Below are 15,235 nucleotides of genomic sequence, written 5' to 3'. Positions count from 1 at the left end.
CGCGGGTGTTGACACCCGTTCTAACGCGCGTTAGCTTGATTTCTGGCGCGCGACAGGGAGGTTGCCGGATGACACGGAGAGCAGTCACCATGAGCGACGTGGCGCGCCACATCGGCGTCTCCCGCTCGGCCGTCTCGTTCGCCTTCAACGACGAGAAGCAGGTCTCGAGCGAGACGAAGGCCAGGGTCCTGGCCGCGGCCGCGGAGCTCGGCTACCGCCCGAACGCCGGCGCGCGCGCCCTCGCCGGGCGCACCACCGACCTCTTCGGCCTCGTCACCGACATCGTCTCGACGCCCTTCGCGGGCGAGCTGATCGCCGGCGCGCAGGAGTGGTTCTGGGAGCACGGCAAGTCGCTGATCATCGTCGGCACGCCGACGCCGGACCGTCCCGACCGCAAGTCGGTCGAGATGATGCTCGAGCACCGCGTGGGCGGTGTGATGATCGCCACGACCTACAACCGCGCCATCGAGATCCCGAGCGAGTTCGACGACATCGACATCGCTCTCGTGCACTGCTACGACGAGGCCGGGACGCATCCCTCGATCGTCCCGGACGAGCAGGACGGCGGCTACACCGCCACTCGGCTGATGCTCGACCGGGGTCGGCGCCGCATCGCGCTCGTCGGGATCGACGAGCACCTCGACGCCGCCCGCGGACGCCTCGCCGGCTACCGGCAGGCCCTCGAGGAGGCCGGCGTCCCGGTCGACCCCGAGCTGATCGTCGCCGGCGGCGCCGACGCGGCGTCGGGCTACGACGCCACGAAGGCACTGCTCGCCCGGGTGCGCCCCGACGGGCTCTTCTGCGGCAACGACCGCATCGCGATGGGCGCGTACGACGCGGCCCGCGAGGCCGGGCTGGGCATCCCGTCGGACCTCTCCATCGTCGGCTTCGACAATCACGAGGTCATCGCCGGATACCTCCGCCCGTCCCTCACGACCATCGCTCTGCCGTTCCGCGAGATGGGCAGGCTCGGCGCCGAGCTCCTCGTGCGCGGCTCCGGCGATCACGACGTGCCGCGGCTCACCGTCCGCTGCCCGCCGATCCTGCGCGACTCGGTCTGACCCGCGCCCCGGAATCCACCCTGAGTCCCTCCCCCACTTCCTCCGCCCCGGCGGAGGCGCACCATGGGCGCCGGGGACGCCGTCTTCACCACGGTGGTCGCGGCCCTCGTCGCCGGTGAGCGCGATCCCGCGGCGGCACTGACCCGCGCGATGGCCATCGCCGCGGCGACGATCCGCTCCCCGGGCGGGCTGCTCCGGTCGCCCGCCTGATCGTCCTGCGGCCGGGTCGGGCCGGGTCGACCGACCCGACCGACCCGACGCGAGCGGCCCCTTTCCTCCTCTTTGCGAAAGAGCATTCGAGTACTTCTCTGCGCAGAGCCAGGTCCGCTTATCCCTCCGTGATCTTTCGCAAAGACCACCTGTGATCCCAGGTCGTTCTTGCGCAAAGCGAATCAGTCGCCGAAGGTCGCACTTGCGCAAATCACGGCCTTCTCCCCGATATTCGGAGAAGTAGGCGAAACGTTTCGTTTTTCCATTGACATCCGTTTGTCCCGGTGCTTAGTGTCGTTCTCATTCCTCATCACCGGCGATTGGATGTCTCGACCATGACCACCCGACACGGGGCACGCGGCGCCTGCACGGCGACCCGTCCGCCCCTTCTCCCGACACCGGTCGGCACGGCATGGTGATGCCGCTGACCGGTGCCCCGGGGACGACCGTCCCCGGCGCGACCGTGCCCGGCTCCCCCGGCCCGGAGGAGCCCGTCCCCGGCGGATCCGCGACGATCCGCGGCCGCTCGAACGTCCGCGGCTTCCGTGCCGCGCGGCGCAGCTTCCGCCGGCACTGGCAGCTCTACCTGCTGATCCTGCCGCCGCTGCTCTACTTCATCGTCTTCAAGTACGTGCCGATGTCGAACGCGATCATCGCGTTCAAGGACTACAACGTCATCGACGGCGTCTGGGGCAGCCCCTGGGTGGGCCTGAAGCACTTCGAGCGGTTCTTCTCGAACCCGATCTTCTGGACGCTGCTGAAGAACACCTTCCTGCTCTCCGCCTATGTGGTGCTCGCGGGCTTCCCTTTCCCGATCCTGCTCGCGCTCGCTCTCAACGAGGTGCGCCTGCGCTTCTTCCAGCGCACCGTGCAGATGGTCACCTATGCGCCCTATTTCATCTCCACGGTCGTCGTGATCTCGATGACCATCCTGTTCCTCTCGCCCAAGCTCGGACCCGTCAGCGAGGTCACCTCCTTCTTCGGGCTCGGGGCGATCGACTTCCTCGGCGATCCGGACTTCTTCCGGCACATCTACGTCTTCAGCGACGTCTGGCAGACGACCGGCTACTCCGCCGTCCTCTACATGGCCGCGCTGTCGTCGATCGACACCTCGCTCTACGAGGCGGCCCGGGTCGACGGCGCGAGCCGGCTGCAGAAGATCTGGCACGTCGACATCCCCGGCATCATGCCCACGGCGATCACGATCCTGATCCTCGGCGTCGGCAACGTGATGGCGATCGGGTTCGAGAAGGCGTTCCTGCTGCAGAACTCGCTCAACCTCTCGCAGTCCGAGATCATCCCGACCTACGTCTACAAGGTCGGACTGCTCAACGCCGACTTCAGCCAGGCCGCGGCCATCGGACTCTTCAACGGAATGATCAACCTGGTGCTGCTCCTCGGCGTCAACGCGCTCGCGAAGCGGACCACGGGACAGGGGCTCTGGTGACCGCACTCGACACGCCGCCGACCACCGCCCCCGAGGGCCGCGAGCCCGCGAAGCCGACGCGCCGCCGCCAGCGCACCACACGCATCAAGGACCCGCTGGTCGACCGCGTCTTCATGATCGCCGTCTACGTCCTGCTCACGACGTTCCTGCTGGCGGTGCTCCTGCCGCTGCTGTACATCCTCGCCAGCTCGTTCAGCTCGCCGCTGGCCGTCTCATCGGGTCGAGTGAGCTTCTGGCCGATCGACTTCACCCTCGAGGGCTACGAGCGCGCACTCGGCGACTCGACGATCCTCGCCGGCTTCGCCAACTCGCTCTTCTACACGGCCGCCGGCACCTTCGTCAGCCTCGTGCTGACGGTCGCGATCGCCTACCCGCTCTCGCGGAAGGACTTCTGGGGCCGCGGCGGGATCACCCTCGGCGTGATCTTCACGATGCTCTTCGCCGGCGGCATCATCCCCACCTACCTGGTGGTGCAGCAGCTGGGCCTGCTCGACACGCGCTGGGCGCTCATCCTCCCCCAGGCCGTCGGCGTCTGGCAGGTGATCATCGCGGTCGTCTTCTTCCGCTCCTCCATCCCGGACGAGCTCTACGAGGCCGCGCAGCTGGACGGCGCGAGCGACCTGCGCTTCCTCTGGACGATCGTGCTCCCGCTCTCGAAGCCGCTGCTCGCGGTGGTCGCGCTGATGTACGCGATCTACCAGTGGAACTCCTACTTCGACGCGCTGCTCTATCTCCGCGATCCGAGTCTCTATCCGCTGCAGCTGGTGCTGCGGAACGTCCTGATCCTCAATCAGGCGACTCCGGGCATGGACGCGGCCGCGCAGATCGAGCGCCAGCAGCTCGCCGATCTCCTCAAGTACTCGCTGATCGTCATCTCGACGGTCCCGGTGATGGTCCTCTACCCCTTCGTCGCGCGGTACTTCAACAAGGGCATCATGCTCGGCGCCGTCAAGGGCTGACCCGCTCCCACCCCCGGAGCCGGCCCCGCGGGGCCGGCTCCTCCCTCCGTCGCGCGCATCCCCACGCGGCGTCCTCACCCATGGAAGGAAACACCTTGTTCTCTCGCACACAGCACGGCAAAGGCGCCGCGCGGAGTAAGCACCTCCTCGTCGGCGCCGTCCTCACCACCGCGATCATCGGGCTCACCGGCTGCACCGGCGAGAGCCCGGAGGCGGACCGCAAGGTCATCCGGATCTTCGGCGAGCAGGGCGCTCAGATCGACCTGAACACCAACTCCTTCACCAAGGTGCTGGAGGACGAGTTCGACGTCGACATCCAGTTCGAGACGACCTCGTACGGCGCGTCCGAGGCGACGGAGGCGCGGCAGATCTCGCTCGCCGGCGGCGACCTGCCGGAGGCCTACATGCTCGTGCCGTGGGCGTCCCAGTTCAGCCGCGCCGAGCTGCAGCGCTACGGCGACCAGGGGCTGCTCGTGCAGCTCGACGACCTCATCGACGAGAACGGCCCGAACATCAAGGCCGCCCTCGAGGCGGAGCCGGGCTTCAAGGAGCTCACCGAGACGCCGGACGGGAAGATCTGGGGCCTGCCCCAGTGGAACGACTGCTACCACTGCTCCTACCCCTACAAGTTCTGGATCAACACCGACTGGCTCGACACCCTCGGCCTCGCGGCCCCGACGACCCCCGACGAGTTCTTCGCGGTGATGCAGGCCTTCAAGACCCAGGACCCGAACGGCAACGGCCAGGCCGACGAGATCCCGCTGACCGGCAGCACCCAGCAGTCGCTGGTGCCGTACATCATGAACGCCTTCGTCTACAACGCGTTCAACACCGGCTCCGGCGCGAACGGCCAGCCCGTCTCGCTCGGGCTCGACGGCGACACCGTGCAGCTGCAGACCATGCAGGACGGCTGGCGCGACGGCCTGAAGTTCCTCCGCAAGCTGTGGGACGCCGGCCTGATCGACCCCGCCACCTTCTCGCAGGGCGGCGACCAGATGACCGCGACCGGCAACGCGGCGCAGGGCGTGCTCATCGGCGGCTTCACCGCCATCCACCCCGGCTTCGCGGTGACCATCGGCCAGGAGGACGGGCGCGACACGCAGTACGACCTGCTCCCGCCGCTGACGGGCCCCGGCGGCCAGAACGCCACCTTCCTGCTCCCGAGCGTCCCCGGCGCGACCTTCGTCGTGACCAAGGCGGCCGACGAGGTGGAGCAGAAGGTCATCGTCGAGATGATGGACTACCTGTTCTCGCCCGAGGGTCACGTCCGCGGTGAATTCGGCGAGGAGGGCATCGGCTGGCGCGCGCCCGAGGAGGGCGAGATCGCGCTCGACCAGAGCCTCGAGCCGTCCCTCGTCGACACCAAGATGGACGAGTCGAACGAGGCCGACTACAACGGCAACTGGGGCCCGATGGCCCAGGTGTTCGACACGGCCGAGTTCCGCGCCAGCCAGGTCCAGCCTCTCGACATCTACACCGAGGCGGGCTTCGAGCGCCGCCTGTTCGAGGCGACCGACCAGTACGCCGGCAAGGAGTCCGACGCGATGTTCCCCTACTGGAACATCTGGGTCCCCTCGGAGGACGCGAGCGAGCTCTCCACCCTCACCGCCAACGTCGAGAGCAGCGTCGCCACGGCGACCGCCGAGTTCGTCACCGGGGTCCGCGACCCCGGGAGCGACGCCGACTGGCAGTCCTACCTCGACGCCCTGACGAGCCTCGGCGCCGATCGCTACGCCGAGATCTGGCAGAACGCCTACGACCAGTAGCGGATCCCGTCCCCTCCCCTCGCCCCTCGACCGGGCGGCGGGAGGGGACTCCGCTGTCCGCCCCCAGCACCCAGCACTCAGCACTCAGCACGCACGACGCGGCACGCCGCACGCACGAACCAGCACAAGGAGCCCCGCATGACCCTCGCCCAGGAGTGGAACGACCCCGACGTGTTCGAGTGGGGCACGGAGCCGGCGCACGCCGCGCTCACCCCCTTCGCCACGCTCGACGCCGCACTGCAGGGGGACGCCGCGGGCACGCCGCTCGCGCACAGCCTCGACGGCGACTGGCGCTTCCACTGGGTGCCGGACCCGGCCGCCCGCCTGGACGGCTTCGCCGCCGAGGACTGGGACGACGCGCAGTGGCCGACCCTCCCCGTCCCGTCCAGCTGGCAGCTGCACGGCTACGACTTCCCCATCGGCACCAACCTCGTGCTGCCGTGGACCGGGGCGAACGGGCACCACGAGCAGCCGGACCCGCGCGGCGACTACCCGAACGCGCCGACGCTCTACAACCCGGTCGGTCAGTACCGGACGTCCTTCGAACTGCCCGACGGCTGGGCCGAGCGCCGCACGTTCCTCCAGTTCGACGGAGTGGAGTCCGCCTACTCGGTCTGGCTCAACGGGCACCGCCTCGGCTACCGCGAGGACAGCTACACGACCGGCGAGTTCGACCTGACGGAGCACGTGCGGGCCGGGGCGAACGTCCTCGCCGTCGAGGTGCACCGCTGGTGCACGGGCTCCTACCTCGAGAACCAGGACAACGTCCGGCTGTCCGGCATCTTCCGGAGCGTGCGCCTGCTCTCGCGCGGGCGGGCGATGATCCGCGACGTCACGGTGCGCACGCCGCTCGACGACGCGTTCACCGCGGGGTCGGTCGAGGTGTCGGTCGAGATGGACGGGACTCCGTCCACCTCCGGTCTGGAGCTCCGCGCCCGGCTGTTCGACGGCACCGGACCGGACGCGAAGCCCGGAGGCGACCTGACCGCGCCGGTCGCCCTCGGCACCGACGGTCGCGCGCAGAGCTCCGCGAGCATCCCCGTCCCGGCCCCGCGACTCTGGTCGGCCGAGACTCCCGAGCTCTCCACCCTCGTCCTCGAGCTGAGCGACGCGACCGGGGCCGTCCTCGAGCGCGTCGCGGTACGGGTCGGCTTCCGCCGCGTCGAGATCGTCGACGGCGTGCTGCTCGTCAACGGCCGGGTGGTCTCCCTCCGGGGGGTGAACCGGCACGAGTGGCACCCCCGCACCGGCCGCACGCTGAGCCGCGCCGACATGATCGCGGACATCCGCCTGATGAAGCAGAGCAACATCAACGCCGTGCGCACCTCGCACTACCCGAACGACCCGCTCTGGTACGACCTCGCCGACGAGTACGGTCTCTACGTCTTCGACGAGGCGGACAACGAGACGCACATCAACCGCGTCGACGACGACGGCCGGCCCTTCCTCCCCGGCGACCGCCCCGAGCTGCGCGCTCCCCTGCTCCAGCGGATGCGCAGCATGGTCGACCGCGACAAGAACCACCCGTGCGTGATCGCCTGGTCGATCGGCAACGAGTCCGGCGTCGGCTCGAACCTGCAGGCGATGCACGACTGGACGAAGGCCCACGACCCGACGCGCCCCGTGAGCTACCAGGACCCCGTCGGCTCCGGGACCTGGGTCGTCCCCTCCGGTCTCTCGGACTTCGACGGCGACTTCTACCCGCCGGTCGAGAAGCTCGTCGAGCGGTCGCAGCGCGACCCGCGGCCGTACGTGCTCATCGAGTACGCCTTCAGCCAGGGCAACGCCTCCGGCTACCTCGAGGAGTACTGGGCGGCCGCCCGCGCGGACCCGCGCGCTCTGCAGGGCGGCTTCCTGTGGGACTGGGCGGACAAGGGCCTGCACTGGCCGCAGCCCGACCGGCCCGGGGAGGAATTCCTCGCCTACGGCGGCGACTGGGGCGACGAGCCGAACCAGGAGAGCGCGCACATGAGCGGTCTCGTCCTCGCCGACCTCACGCCGACTCCGAAGCTCGAGGAGGCGAGGCTCGCGTACCAGCCGGTCACGATCACCGCGGTCGATCTGCGCACCGGCTCGCTCCTGGTCTCGAACGAGCACCTCTTCACCGGGCTCGGCGGCTGCGTCGTGCACTGGTCCGTCTCCGCGGACGGCGAGCCGATCGAGGAGGGCTCCCTGCCCGGCGCCGAGTGGGCGATCGGTCCGCAGCAGGAGGGTCGCGTGACACTGCCGTACCGCCTCCCGGAGGCGCAGGACGGAGCCGCCGAGTACCGCCTCGACGTGCAGCTGGCCCTCGCCGCCCCCACCGCCTGGGCGGAGGCGGGACACGTCGTCGCACGCGCGCAGTTCGACCTCCCGGTCGACGCCGACCCCGCCGGTCCTCCGCCGCGGCGGGAGGCGCCGCCGGTCGCCGTCGCCGAGGAGGGGACGACGATCGTCGTGCGCGGGCCGGCCTTCTCCACCACCGTCGACCGGGCGACCGGCCGCCTGACGTCGCTCCGCTACGGCGGTCGCGAGCGGCTCGCCGACCCGCTGCTGCCGAACTACTGGCGCACCCCGAACGACCCCGAGCTCTCGATCCCGGACATGCGGCCCACGCACCCCGAGCCGTCGCTGCCCTGGCGCGGGGTCGGCGAGCAGTGGGCGGTCGACCGGGTCGGCGTGGAGGAGCTGCCGGGTGCCGTCCGGATCACGGTCGACGGCACGGTGACCACGACGGTGCCGTTCCGCCCGGCCGGCCGGGTGACGACGTCGCCGCAGTCGATCGTCTACACGATCCACGGCACGGGGCAGGTGGACGTGCTCTCGACCTTCTCCCCCGTCCCCGGGACGCCGAATCCTCAGGTCGTCGGGACGACGTTCGGGCTCGTGCCGGAGCTCTCGACCGTGCACTGGTACGGCCGCGGTCCGCACGAGTCGGCCGCCGACCGCCGCACCTCGGCGTTCTTCGGCCGCTGGACCGGCTCCGTCGCCGAGCAGCCGACCCGCTACAGCCGGCCGCAGGACAGCGCGAACAAGGCGGACACGCGCTGGGCGGCGATCGTCGACGGCGGCGGCGCCGGCGTGCTCGTCGTCGCCGGTGCGCCCGGCGAGGGGATGTACGTCAACGTGCAGCCGAACAGCCCGGACGAGCTCGCCGACCGCCGCCACTGGCACGAGGTGCCGGCGTCGACGCGCACGGTGGTCCGGATCGACGCCGCCCAGGAGGGCCTCCAGGGCGGCAACTGGGACGTGCCGACCCGCCCCGAGAAGTACAGCAACACCGCGGAGAAGGGCCCCTACCGCCTGCTCTACCGCCTCCTCCCCCTCCGCAGCGGCGAGGCCCCGGCCGAGGCCGCCGCCCTGGCGGTCCACACCCCCTAGTGGACCGCTCCGCGGGCTGCTCTCCGAGGGGCGGCGGGCCGACGCCCACCCGCACCGGCCGGTCGAGCAGCCCCGAAGGGGGCGTCTCGAGACCCACCCGCTCGCCGCCTCCGACCGCTCCCCCGTCTGCCAAGGTGGACACGCACGCGAGCGCCGGAACCACCGGCGGCCGTGCGGAGGGGGCGGAGGACCGCATGAGCGATGCCGGCACCGGATTCCCGGCGGCGCGAGCCGAGGACGTCCTCCCGCTGCCCGAGGTGCTGGCCGAGCGGGGCAGCGGCCGCCCGGTGCGCGCGCTCCGGCTCGGCGTCGGCGGCGCCGGTCTCCTCCTCGCCCTGGTCCTGCTCGTCCCGCACGCGGCAGCGCTCCCGGCGCTCTGGCTGCCGTTCCTCGTGCTGCTCGCGGCGATGTGGATCACCGCGTCCTTCCGGCTCGAGCTCGCCTCGGGGATCGGCACCGTCACCTTCGGCGTCGGAGTGTCGGTGCTGGCCTTCCTGGCGCAGGACGTCCCGCGCATCGAGGCGCTGCTGCTGTGGGTGCTCGCGATCGCGGTGTTCCAGGTCGTCTCCCGGCGCCCCTGGGCCGTCACGGCCTACTGGACCGGGCTCGCCGCTCTGTCGGGCGGCGCCTTCCTCCTGGTGCTCGCCCTCTTCCCGCCCACCGGCTGGTGGCCCGTCGTCGCGGCGGTGCCGGCGGTGCTGGCCTACGCCCTGCTCTCGATCGGGGCCGAGTACCTGCAGGCGTGGCTGACGCTCGCCGACGTCACCGACGTGCCCCGGCCGGCGCTCCGGCCCGACCGCGTGCTGCTCGCACTCGGGCTCAACGTCGCGCTGGTGGCCCTCGCCTACGGCGCGCACCTCTCCGCCGGCATCGAGCGGATCGACCTCGGCGCCGGTCTCGAGATCCGCTCGGCGAACACCCTCCTGATCGTCGCGCTGGGCGTCGCCGTGATCAGCCAGTACCTGCGCCGCGCTCGGATCGAGCGCAAGCTGAACGGCCTGATCGAGGCGGCGCTCGCCCTGCCGTGGGGCGAGCAGGAGGCGATCCTCGAGACGCTCGAGCGGTCCGCGCGCACGGCGATCCCGTCGGCGAGCACGCGGATCTCCGCCACCCCCGGTCGTGCGTTCGAGCTGTCGGCGCCGATCACGACGCCGGGTCCGGGCCTGCGCCACGTCGTCCTGACGCGGCGCCCCGACTCCGGCGGCTTCACCGCCCTCGAGCACCGCACCCTCCTCGCTCTCGCGCACATCGCGACCCAGGCCCTCTACGACCGCCGCAACACCCGCGTCCTGCGCGACCAGGCCACGACCGACTCGGTCACGGGCCTCAGCAATCTGCGCGGCCTCTACGAGGAGTTCGCGGCGATCAGCGACCAGGAGCAGCGCGCGGTGCTGTTCATGGACCTCGACGACTTCAAGGCCGTCAACGACACCCACGGGCACTCGACGGGCAACACCGTCCTCCAGGAGGTCGGCCGCCGCATCCGCGAGAGCGTGCGCAGCGACGACGTCGTCGCGCGCATCGGCGGCGACGAGTTCGCCGTCCTCCTCGACTCCGTCACCGCCGGAGCCGTCGCGCTCCGGATCACACGCGCCGTCGAACGGCCCCTGGTCGTCGGCGACGCCGAGCTCCATCCCCGCATCAGCATCGGCGCCCCGGTCGCTGTCGACGGCGGCTCATTCGACCGGGTGATGCAGGAGGCCGACGAGCGGATGTACGAGACGAAGAAGGAACGCAAGGGCGAGGGACCCCAGGGGGTCGACCTCGTCGCCGAGGTCCGCGCCGCCGTGGCCGACGGGACCGTGAGGGTCGCCTTCCAGCCGGTGATCGACGTCGCCGAGCGGCGCATCGTCGGCTTCGAGGCGCTGGCCCGCTACACCCGGACCGACGGCACCGCGCTGAGCCCGATCACCCTCGTCGACATCGCGCGCTCGCTGGGCGTGCTGGACGAGCTGACGGTGCAGATCGTCGATCAGGCGGTCGCCTGCATGATCGAGTTCCGCGCGATCGACCCGTCGGTCTCGTTCCTCAGCGTCAACATCGAGGCCGAGCAGCTGATGCACGACAGCGTCACCGACGTGATCTGCGCCCACCGCACGGCCGATCAGGGCATCCAGCTCTGCCTCGAGCTGACCGAGGGGTCGATCGGGCACGTCGACGAGGCGGTGATCGAGCGGGTGCGCGCCCTCACCGAGGACGGCATCGCCATCGCTCTGGACGACTACGGGCAGGAGCACGCGGCCGCCGCGGCGCTCCTGACCGTGCCGCTGAGCATCGTCAAGATCGACCGCGTCTTCCTGGCCGACGAGGAGAACCCGCGGCACGCCACGATCCTCCGCTCGATCATCAACCTGGTCTCCGACCTCGACATGCACACGATCGTCGAGGGCGTCGAGACGCCGTCCGCGCACGAGCTGCTGACGAGCCTGCACGCCGACCGCGCGCAGGGCTACTTCTACGGCCGTCCCCTCTTCCCGGAGCTCGTGAAGGAGCGCCTGCTCGCCACCGGCACGGCGGCGATGCCGGAGCAGCCGACCGCGCCCTAGCCGTGCGGCCCGGCGGCGGACGGCACCGGACGCGTCGCGAGCTGCGGCCGGTTGCGCAGGATCGCGGGCGTCCACCGCAGGACGGCGACACTCCCGCCCCCGTGACGGTCCGAGAGTGGAGGGACCCCGTTCCCTCCCTCGAAAGGACCACCGTGTCGAAAGTCGTGATCGTCTCCGGCGCCTCGAGCGGCTTCGGAGCGATGACCGTCCGCGAGCTCGCCCTCGCCGGCCACCGCGTCTACGCAGGCATGCGGGCGATGAGCGGACGCAACGCCCCCGCCGCCGAGGACGCCCGCTCGTTCGCCGACGAGCACGGCGTCGATCTGCGCCCCGTCGAGCTCGACGTCTCGGATCAGGCGTCGGTCGACGCCGCCGTCGCGCGGATCGCCGAGGAGAGCGAGCGGATCGACGTGGTCGTGCACAACGCCGGCCACATGGTCCTCGGGCCGACCGAGGCGTTCACCGTCGAGCAGCTCGCCGAGGTCTACGACGTGAACGTGCTCTCGACCCAGCGGCTCAACCACGCGGTGCTGCCGATCCTCCGCGCGCAGGAGGAGGGCCTGCTCGTCTGGGTCGGCTCGTCCAGCTCGCGCGGCGGCACGCCCCCGTACCTCGGGCCGTACTTCGCGGCGAAGGCGGCGGAGGACGCGCTGGCCGTCGGCTACGCGGTCGAGGTCGCGCGCTTCGGGATCGACACGGTCATCGTCGTCCCCGGCTCGTACACCACGGGCACCAACCACTTCGCGCACGCCGGGCACGCCTCCCGCACCGAGGTCGCGTCCGCCTATGCGGACCGCTACCCGGGGCTGATGGACGACGTGTCGGCCCGGCTCGCCGAGCTCTCTCCCGCGGACGCCGACCCCCGGGAGATCGCCCTCGAGATCGCGCGGGTCGTCGACCTGCCCCGCGGCGAGCGCCCCTTCCGCGTCGTCATCGACCCGGCCGACGACGGCGCCGCGCGCGTCTTCGAGCTCGGCGACGCGGTGCGCCGCGAGTTCTACGAGCGGATCCGGATGCAGGACCTGCTGACCCCCACCGACACCGCCGCAGCCGCCGGCACCGACCCCCAGGGAGAGAACCGATGACCCCGCAGAACCCGCCCCGCACCGCCCTCGTCACCGGCGGCTCCGGCGGCATCGGCCGCGCCGTCGTCGAGCGGCTCGCCCGCGACGGCCTCTCGGTCGCCGTGCACTACTCCGGCAACCGCGAGCGGGCGGAGGACGTCGCCGCGGGCGCCCGCGAGCAGGGCGTCGAGGCCGTGGTCGTCGGCGGCGACGTCGCCGACGAGACCGCGATGGCCGCCGCCTTCACCGCGGCGGAGGAGGCCCTCGGCGGCCTCGACGTCGTGGTGAACACGGCCGGTGTCATGATCCTCGGCCCCGTGGCGACCTTCGATCTCGCCGACCTCGACCGGATGCACCGCACCAACATCCGCGGGCCGTTCGTGATCGCGCAGCTCGCGGCGGCCCGGCTGCGACCCGGCGGCGCGCTGATCACCTTCTCGACCAGCGTCACCCGGACATCGTTCCCCGGCTACGGCCCGTACGTCGCCTCGAAGGCGGCGGTCGAGGCGCTCACCCTCGTCCTCGCCCGCGAGCTGCGCGGCAAGGACATCACGGTGAACGCCGTGGCACCGGGCCCCACCGCCACCCCCCTCTTCCTCGACGGCAAGTCGGAGGAGGAGGTCGCCCGCCTCGCCGGCGCCGTCCCCCTCGAGCGTCTCGGGCAGCCCGCCGACATCGCCGAGACCGTCGCCTTCCTCGCCGGCCCCGGCCGCTGGATCAACGGCCAGACCCTCTTCGTCAACGGCGGCCTCGCCTAGGGCGAGCAGGGGCGCCGGGTCTCGGGACACCGCTGCGCGGCTGCTCGGACGCGCATCGAGATCGGTCCCGCAGCCCTCCACTCAGGGTCTTCCCCGATGCCTCCCGACCCGCGACCTCCGAGAATCGACTCATGCCTCCCGCCACCACCCGTCCGAGCGTGCTCCGCTCCCTCCTCGCCGCCCTGCTCGGCGGTCTGATCCTGGGCGGGCTCACGAGCGTCCTCCAGGGATCGCTGCCCGGCCCGGTGAACTCCTTCGCCAACTCCTCCGGCGGCTGGTCGATGCTGGTCTTCGCCCTGGTGCGGCTCGGCGGCGCCCGCCCGGTCGCGGCGGCGGCGCTCGGCCTCCTCACGTTCTGGGCGCTCCTCGAGGGCTACGACCTCGTGACCGCCGCGCGCGGCTTCGGCTACTCGCCGCCCTTCACGGACGTGTTCTGGCTGCTGGCCGTGCCCGCCGGCCCGATCCTCGGCGCGGCCGCCGCTCTGACGCTGCACGGCTCCACGCCCTGGCGCGTCCTCGCGGTCGCCCCGCTGTCGGGCGTCCTGATCGGCGAGGGCGTCTGGGCCCTGAGGAACGTCGCCGACACGACCAGCCCGGTCTACTGGTGGCTCGAGATCGTCCTCGGCGCGGTCTTCCTCGTCCTCGCGGTGGTCAGGAGACGCCCGCGGCCGCTCCTCGCCCTCGCGGCCCTCGCGGTCACCGCCGCGGCCGCCGTCGCCTTCGTCGTCGTCTACTCGGTCCTGTGAGCGCCCGCCTCGGGATCCGGAGCGGGTCCGCCGTCGTCCTCGCGGCCGTGCTCGCGCTCTCCGCCTGCTCCGCACCGAGCGCTCCCGCCACGTCCCCGTCGACGACGGCTGCCGCGTCCCCCGCCGTCCCCGCCCCCGCCCCGGCGATCGACGTCTCCGCCGATCTCACCGCGCTCGAGGCCGAGTTCGACGCGCGGATCGGCGTGAGCGCCGTCGACACCGGCAGCGGCCGGCAGGTCGCGCACCGTCGGGACGAGCGCTTCGGCTACGCCTCGAGCATCAAGGCCCTGGCCGCCGCCGAGTTCCTCCATGCCGTCCCCGCCGCCGAGCGCGGCGACGTCGTCACCTGGACCGCGGCCGACGTCGAGGCCGCCGGCTACTCCCCCGTCACGGGCGAGAGCACCGCCACCGGGCTGCCGCTGGCCCGGCTCGCCGAGGCCGCGGTCCGGCAGAGCGACAACACCGCACTGAACCTGGTGCTCGACCGCCTCGGCGGCCCGGCCGCGCTCGATCGCGCCCTCGAGGAGCTCGGCGACACGACCACCGACGTCGTCGACGAGGAGCCGCGGCTCAACACGGTCGTGCCGGGCAGCACCGCGAACACCACCACTCCCGCCGCCGTCACCGCCGACCTGACGGCCGTCGCCCTGGGCGAGCGACTGCTGGTCGAGGACCGCGCGCTGCTGCTGGACTGGATGAGCGGCAACGCCACGGGCGACGCCCTGATCCGCGCCGGCGCCCCCGAGGGCTGGAGCGTCGCGGACAAGTCCGGCGGGGCCGGCGGCATCCGCAACGACGTCGCCGTCGTCACGCCGCCGGGCCGGGCTCCGATCGTCCTGTCCGTCCTCACCGCACGCAACGATCCCGACACGGCCTACGACGACGCCCTGGTCGCGCGGGCGGCCGCTATCGTTCTGGGGGCGCTGGAGTAGCAGAACGTCCCCGGGCGGGGGACACAGGGCGCGCTGCGACGGCGGATGAAGTCTTCTCTGCCGATGTGGCCCCCATGGGAGTGGTACGTCGCGGAGCCGCCTGTCCCTATTCTGACGAAGCTGGAAAGTTGCTGAAACCTTCCACAGGCTCGGCAACCGCTCCGGAGGATCGTCCCTCGGAGGTCCGCGAGCACGCGATCCGCCCTCCCCCGGGAGAAGCGGCACGCGCCCACCCGACCCTCCGTTGCACGACTGCTCCCTGGCTCTCGCGCGGCGGCGAGGTCATCGCGGCATCGCCGCACCCCTGCCCGGAACGCAGCGACGCGTCCTTCGGAGCCGCTCCCCGCCGGGAACGACGCCGATCCGCCGCCCGCTTCGAGGCTCCC

At 71.8% G+C, this 15,235-nt stretch carries 11 protein-coding genes; all 11 read left to right on the top strand.

Features of this window, described 5'->3' with window-relative positions; translation table 11 throughout:
- The first annotated feature begins 89 nt into the window (after nucleotides 1-89).
- The 11 genes from HRK28_RS16775 to bla all read left to right on the top strand — a co-directional run bounded on the left by HRK28_RS16775 (nucleotide 90) and on the right by bla (nucleotide 14,849).
- Nucleotides 90-1,061, top strand: coding sequence for a LacI family DNA-binding transcriptional regulator (locus tag HRK28_RS16775; protein ID WP_217274874.1), 972 nt, complete (start codon nucleotides 90-92; stop codon nucleotides 1,059-1,061).
- 63 nt (nucleotides 1,062-1,124) lie between these two features.
- Entirely contained in the window at nucleotides 1,125-1,271 is a 147-nt protein-coding gene (locus HRK28_RS16770; protein WP_160089425.1) for a hypothetical protein, read from the top strand.
- Nucleotides 1,272-1,689: 418 nt separating this feature from the next.
- Entirely contained in the window at nucleotides 1,690-2,718 is a 1,029-nt protein-coding gene (locus tag HRK28_RS16765; protein ID WP_173252682.1) for a sugar ABC transporter permease, read from the top strand.
- Entirely contained in the window at nucleotides 2,715-3,677 is a 963-nt protein-coding gene (locus tag HRK28_RS20910; RefSeq protein WP_367948462.1) for a carbohydrate ABC transporter permease, read from the top strand. Before HRK28_RS16765 ends, HRK28_RS20910 begins: the two co-directional genes overlap by 4 nt.
- Before the next feature lie 95 nt (nucleotides 3,678-3,772).
- The gene (locus tag HRK28_RS16755; protein WP_173252460.1) at nucleotides 3,773-5,443 is read left to right on the top strand and encodes an extracellular solute-binding protein; all 1,671 of its coding nucleotides are present in this window, start codon (nucleotides 3,773-3,775) and stop codon (nucleotides 5,441-5,443) included.
- A gap of 138 nt (nucleotides 5,444-5,581) precedes the next feature.
- Nucleotides 5,582-8,803, top strand: a complete 3,222-nt coding sequence (locus tag HRK28_RS16750; RefSeq protein WP_173252459.1) for a glycoside hydrolase family 2 TIM barrel-domain containing protein — start codon at nucleotides 5,582-5,584, stop codon at nucleotides 8,801-8,803.
- A gap of 194 nt (nucleotides 8,804-8,997) precedes the next feature.
- Nucleotides 8,998-11,349 (top strand): bifunctional diguanylate cyclase/phosphodiesterase, encoded by a 2,352-nt coding sequence (locus HRK28_RS16745; protein ID WP_160089417.1) that lies wholly within the window; start codon nucleotides 8,998-9,000, stop codon nucleotides 11,347-11,349.
- 152 nt (nucleotides 11,350-11,501) lie between these two features.
- The gene (locus HRK28_RS16740) at nucleotides 11,502-12,434 is read left to right on the top strand and encodes an SDR family NAD(P)-dependent oxidoreductase (RefSeq protein ID WP_173252458.1); all 933 of its coding nucleotides are present in this window, start codon (nucleotides 11,502-11,504) and stop codon (nucleotides 12,432-12,434) included.
- Nucleotides 12,431-13,171, top strand: a complete 741-nt coding sequence (locus HRK28_RS16735; protein WP_173252457.1) for an SDR family oxidoreductase — start codon at nucleotides 12,431-12,433, stop codon at nucleotides 13,169-13,171. The genes HRK28_RS16740 and HRK28_RS16735 overlap by 4 nt, the downstream gene beginning before the upstream one ends.
- Nucleotides 13,172-13,302: 131 nt before the next feature.
- Nucleotides 13,303-13,917 carry a DUF6518 family protein gene (locus tag HRK28_RS20280; RefSeq protein WP_173252456.1) on the top strand — a complete coding sequence of 205 codons (615 nt, stop codon included), beginning with the start codon at nucleotides 13,303-13,305 and terminating at the stop codon, nucleotides 13,915-13,917.
- Nucleotides 13,914-14,849 (top strand): class A beta-lactamase, encoded by a 936-nt coding sequence (gene bla / locus HRK28_RS16725; protein WP_367948461.1) that lies wholly within the window; start codon nucleotides 13,914-13,916, stop codon nucleotides 14,847-14,849. Before HRK28_RS20280 ends, bla begins: the two co-directional genes overlap by 4 nt.
- Nucleotides 14,850-15,235: the final 386 nt, after the last annotated feature.

This window comes from Rathayibacter sp. VKM Ac-2835 (assembly GCF_013266705.1).
Taxonomy (GTDB): domain Bacteria; phylum Actinomycetota; class Actinomycetes; order Actinomycetales; family Microbacteriaceae; genus Rathayibacter.
The sequence above is the reverse complement of the archived record's forward strand: the minus strand, read 5'-3'. Positions and strand labels throughout refer to the sequence as shown.